The organism is Hafnia paralvei ATCC 29927 (genome assembly GCF_001655005.1).
GTDB lineage: Bacteria > Pseudomonadota > Gammaproteobacteria > Enterobacterales > Enterobacteriaceae > Hafnia > Hafnia paralvei.
The window spans coordinates 1-4,702 of sequence record NZ_LXET01000056.1 but is presented as its reverse complement, the minus strand read 5'-3'; the positions used below and the strand labels follow the sequence as shown (position 1 = coordinate 4,702).

Annotated in this window: 5 protein-coding genes and 2 pseudogenes; 3 read left to right on the top strand and 4 right to left on the bottom strand. The window is 53.7% G+C overall.

Annotated elements, in window-relative coordinates; all coding sequences use genetic code 11:
• Both M988_RS18780 and M988_RS18775 read left to right on the top strand, forming a co-directional pair.
• Window positions 1-943 (top strand): reverse transcriptase domain-containing protein (locus tag M988_RS18780; protein ID WP_074388465.1); only part of this gene is annotated, 943 nt, incomplete at its 5' end.
• 80 nt (window positions 944-1,023) lie between these two features.
• A pseudogene (locus tag M988_RS18775) lies at window positions 1,024-1,512 on the top strand (IS3 family transposase); the annotation flags it as partial.
• Here the strand turns inward: M988_RS18775 and M988_RS18770 are convergent.
• Window positions 1,482-1,712: a hypothetical protein gene (locus M988_RS18770; RefSeq protein WP_064575334.1), complete on the bottom strand. Its 231-nt coding sequence runs from the start codon at window positions 1,710-1,712 to the stop codon at window positions 1,482-1,484. The pseudogene M988_RS18775 and the gene M988_RS18770 sit on opposite strands and share 31 nt — an antisense overlap.
• An 88-nt stretch (window positions 1,713-1,800) precedes the next feature.
• On the opposite strand from M988_RS18770, the gene M988_RS18765 reads away from it, so the two are divergent.
• On the top strand, window positions 1,801-3,075 hold the full coding sequence (locus M988_RS18765) for an RNA-directed DNA polymerase (RefSeq protein WP_082919480.1): 1,275 nt from the start codon (window positions 1,801-1,803) through the stop codon (window positions 3,073-3,075).
• Between the two features lie 35 nt (window positions 3,076-3,110).
• Here the strand turns inward: M988_RS18765 and M988_RS22910 are convergent, their stop codons facing one another.
• The 3 genes and pseudogenes from M988_RS22910 to M988_RS22990 form a co-directional block, all read right to left on the bottom strand.
• Window positions 3,111-3,296: a hypothetical protein gene (locus M988_RS22910; RefSeq protein ID WP_156518190.1), complete on the bottom strand. Its 186-nt coding sequence runs from the start codon at window positions 3,294-3,296 to the stop codon at window positions 3,111-3,113.
• A gap of 183 nt (window positions 3,297-3,479) precedes the next feature.
• On the bottom strand, window positions 3,480-3,974 hold the full coding sequence (locus M988_RS18760; protein ID WP_064575332.1) for a hypothetical protein: 495 nt from the start codon (window positions 3,972-3,974) through the stop codon (window positions 3,480-3,482).
• Between the two features lie 94 nt (window positions 3,975-4,068).
• A pseudogene (locus M988_RS22990) lies at window positions 4,069-4,702 on the bottom strand (inverse autotransporter beta domain-containing protein); the annotation flags it as partial.

Here is a 4,702-nt window from a genome sequence, read left to right as displayed (position 1 = left end):
TCTGCTGTGGAAAACCATCAAGGCGGGACATATTGATGTCGGTCTCTTTCGGGCGGCCAGTGAAGGTGTGCCACAGGGTGGCGTAATATCGCCGTTGCTGTCGAATATCATGTTGAATGAGTTCGATCAATACCTGCATGAGCGCTACCTGAGCGGGAAAGCCAGAAAAGATCGGTGGTACTGGAATAACAGTATCCAGCGGGGCCGAAGTACGGCGGTCAGAGAAAAATGGCAGTGGAAACCCGCGGTGGCGTACTGCCGCTATGCCGATGATTTTGTCCTCATCGTCAAAGGCACCAAAGCACAGGCGGAAGCCATCAGGGAGGAGTGTCGGGGTGTGCTCGAAGGCAGTCTGAAACTCAGGCTGAACATGGATAAGACTAAAATCACCCATGTTAATGACGGTTTTATCTTTCTGGGGCACAGGATCATACGCAAACGCAGTCGTTATGGCGAGATGCGAGTGGTCTCAACGATCCCGCAGGAGAAAGCCAGAAACTTCGCCGCATCGCTGACAGCACTGTTATCAGGCAACTACAGTGAAAGCAAAGTCGATATGGCTGAACAACTCAACCGAAAACTGAAAGGCTGGGCCATGTTCTATCAGTTCGTTGATTTTAAGGCCAAAGTCTTTAGTTATATCGACGGTGTCGTGTTCTGGAAGCTGGCTCACTGGCTGGCCCGCAAATACCGTACAGGTATCGCTTCCCTGATGATGAGGTGGTGTAAATCACCGAAACCGGGTCAGAGCAAAACGTGGGTTTTATTTGGTAAAACCAACCACGGCATGTTCAGTGGCGAAATACTGTACCGGTTGGTGGGGCAAGGCAAGAAGCTGTTCCGCTGGCGTCTACCCGAAGGTAATCCCTATCTGAGGACGGAAACCAGAAACACGTATACATCGCGCTACACCGAAGTGGCAATGGCGTTCGCCAGCGTTTAGATGGAGAGCCGGATGCGCTGAAAGGTGCACGTCCGGTTCGGGGAGGAGAGGCAGGGAAATAGTCCGACTACGCCCTGCCTCTTACTCTACTCTGGGCAGGAAATCGCTGGTGCTATCTGGCGGTCGTCATGGATCTTTTTGCCCGTAGGGTTATCGGCTGGAGTCTGTCAGCGAATGCCGATACCGCACTGATAAGCAGTGCCCTGCGGATGGCCTATGAGACGCGTGGTCAGCCGCGTGATGTCATGTTCCATAGCGACCAGGGAAGCCAGTATACAGGCCTTAAATATCAACAACTTCTGTGGCGTTACAGAATAAATCAAAGCGTTAGTCGGCGTGGAAACTGTTGGGATAACAGCCCCATGGAACGCTTCTTCCGCAGTCTGAAAACAGAATGGGTGCCGACGGAGGGTTACACAGGCAAGGACGAGGCACGGCAGCAAATCAATAATTACATATTGAACTACTACAATAGCGTCAGACCTCACCATTATAACGGTGGGCTGACTCCGGAAGAGTCAGAGAACAGGTACCATTTTTACTGTAAAACTGTGGCCAATATTACTTGACCACTACAATGAGCAATAAATGTCATTCCCCACCCCAGCGTCAGAAGCCCCCTGATAACAACAAGCGAAGCTCTTGTACACCCCAGATACTGCACTGACTGACTGCGCTGTCCGGCATCCTGTTTATCCGCATTATTTGCCAGTATCACCTGCTTAATGCAGTCGGTGATTTCCTGTAAAATAGCCTCTCCGGTCGTCATCCGGAATGCCCGCGGGAGGTGTCGGTGCGTCACCCAGTACGTGCGGTACAAAAGCAGCAGCGCATCGTAAACCAGGGGTTGTTTAAACGTGGACACTGTCATCTCTCCAGAACAAATTCATCATCAACTTCTTCACTGCGTTACGCTGACGCAACGCAGTATCCAAAAATCTGCAGGCATGGAAACGGTCTCCCGCACCTGTCACCAGCTCGCGGCCGACATATTCTCACACTCATACACACCATCACCCTACACGCGGTTCGCCGTCACTGACCCTAAGCTCCGTGAGATTTATGCTCCTGCCTTTCGGGACCGCCTGGCGCAGAACTGGCTTGTGTATCACCTGACCCCTTTTGTTGAAAGGGTGCTCATTGACGACACATATGCGAACCGGCGCGGACGCGGAGTACTGGCTGCCGTTAACCGTGCACAGACGTTCATGCGCCGACCCGGAAACGGGTATTATCTGCAACTTGATGTTCAGAACTTCTTCAACAGCATCCCGCATTCAGCGCTTCTCCGGCAATGCGATGCGCTGATGACCCGCTACATGTCTTCGCATCCGCTGCGCACACAAATCCGCGATATGCTGGAAAAAAGTATCCGGTATGCTGCGCCGGCAAATACCTTCACTATCAGCGGTGACCGCCTTTTGCTGGACAGCATTCCCGCACACAAAACTCTGCTTGCGTCAGGCCCTGACAGGGGACTTCCACTCGGGTCTGCGTCCAGTCAGATGCTGGCCGGGTTGTTTATGGATCCTCTGGACCAGTATATAAAGCACACCCTGCGGATTAAGGGATATGTCCGCTATATGGATGACCTCATCCTGTTTGGCAGCTCAACGGCGCAACTCTCCCGATACCGGCAGGCCATCAGGCATTTTATGCAGGAAGAGCTGGAGCTTACGCTTCACCCTCACAAACAAACCCTGCAGGCCTGCCATCAGGGAGCTGATTACCTGGGCTACCGGGTTTACCCCCACTATCTGCACCTCAGAAAACGCAACATCACGAAACTGGTGGCCTGGATGCGCTTTTTTAACAACCTGTTGTCCGGCTCGTCCGGGCACCCCGCTGCACATATCGCCGCCAGGCCTGAGTGGATGTGTCTGGCTGATACCGGCTCATTACTTCCTGAGCTGGCCCTGTTGCGGCGTATGCAGGGCGTGATTAACAGCTATTACGGCATGATGAAGCACGCCACGCATTTTCGTCTGCGCAGGGATATCTGGCGCCGCCATGCAGGCCTGCTGACAGGATACATGCTGCCGGATGGCCCGCAATATACCTCCATGCGCATCAAAAAATGCTGTATGCGGGACTGGGTTACCAGCCAGCATCTGTCCGTTCATGCCGGATAAACGCACCATCACTCCTTATCTGAAACAAAAGTATGTTATCTGTAGTCTGACGGCGCAGCGGCAGGGATGGCAAGAACACCCTGACGACACACCACGTTGTTCGTGTTGCTGTCGTTGTTGCTGTTGACGTTGCCATTGTTCAGGTTGACGTTGTAGTGGTTGCCGCTGCTCTTCTGCTCCGACGACCAGTTGTTGTTGCCGGAGAATCCCGCGCCACACAACAGACTCCCTCACAAATACCTGCTTTCTGATACCGCCGGTTTACCGCCTTGCGACGTCCACCCCTTAATAACGCTTTTCCCCGGTGCAGGAAAAACGTGAAGCAGGCCGGTCTTCTTTCATGGCGCGTTTTCGCGTCGCCTTAACGCCGCGACCCATTGCGCACCATCCGTGCCGCTGCGCTGTCAGGCCACCTGACCGTTATTGTTTTTTCTCCGGGTCTTCAGTCCATAAATGAACCCTGCATCCACCGACGGCGGGAACAGCCCCGGCTGCCAGCTGTCCAGAAAATGACACTCCTCGTCGCTCAGTATGGTGATGCCGGATTGCCCACCGGACATCAGTCCAGCCCCGCCCTTATCTTCCGGCAGGGGGAGTGTGGTAAGCCATAACTGATATGCGACCTCGTCAATATTATCTGTGTCAGCTTCGGCGCCCCATTCGGTGAACTGTGCATCCGGCAGGACTTTTGCCAGCACAGCCTCAGGAAAGCCGCCGCTGAATACAACCTGCCCACCGAGCTTTTTTATCCTGCGTCCGGTAACTTTAATATCCGGATACACGGAGTGCACCAGTGAAAACAACGACTGCTGGTAACATTTCAGGAACATGCCCTCCCGGATAAGCGTAAGCTTTCCCGGACGGGCACTCAGCGCCAGCTTCTCCTTCATCTCCATCATTCATTCTCCTCATTCTCCCCCGCGGGAACGCGGGGGAGAATAAAAAATCATCATTAAAAATAAAAACCAAAGGTTAAAAACTAAAGACTAAATGCTAAAGCCCCTGACGACACACCACGTAGTTCGTGATGCTGTCGTTGTAGCTGAAGACGACGCCATCGAACAGGTAGACGAAGTAGTGGATGCCGCTGCTCTTCTGCTCCGACGACCAGTAGCCGCTGCCGGAGAAGAATCCCGCGCCACCACTGTACGCATCTAAACGCCCCCACTCGCTCCAGAGTCCGCCCAGTGTACCGCGGTCGCCGTTATTATAGCTGCTATTGCCGCTAAGCTGTTGCACAGTTGGCAGACTGTAGCCTGACAGCGTCGAGCAGTACGTGTTCGCGGCGGACCACCTCATGAGGGTGTTCCCATTATTTATGAACCAGCTCTTAAGCGTGAAACTGTACTTAATGATTTTCCCCTGGCCACTGGTCGGCGTACCGGTGATGGTCACTTTACTACCCGTCCCCGTACCGGTGAACTCCACCACCCCGTCAGTCACTGATACCCAGCCGCTGGCATCGGAGGTCCAGTTGTAATCTGTGGCTTTCTTGCCATCCTTCGGCACGATAGTGAAGGTGGCGCCGGTGAAGCCGGTCGTCGGGAATGTCCCCTCTTCACTGGTCTGTGTAAAGGTGTAAGCATCGACCTGCGTATTGATGGATGCGGGGGCCTCGTCTTCCAGC

Coding starts and splice junctions, on each gene's coding strand:
- M988_RS18770 (WP_064575334.1), bottom strand. CDS start 1,712: ATGACGACCGGAGAGGCTATTTTACAGGAAATCACCGACTGCATTAAG.
- M988_RS18760 (WP_064575332.1), bottom strand. CDS start 3,974: ATGATGGAGATGAAGGAGAAGCTGGCGCTGAGTGCCCGTCCGGGAAAG.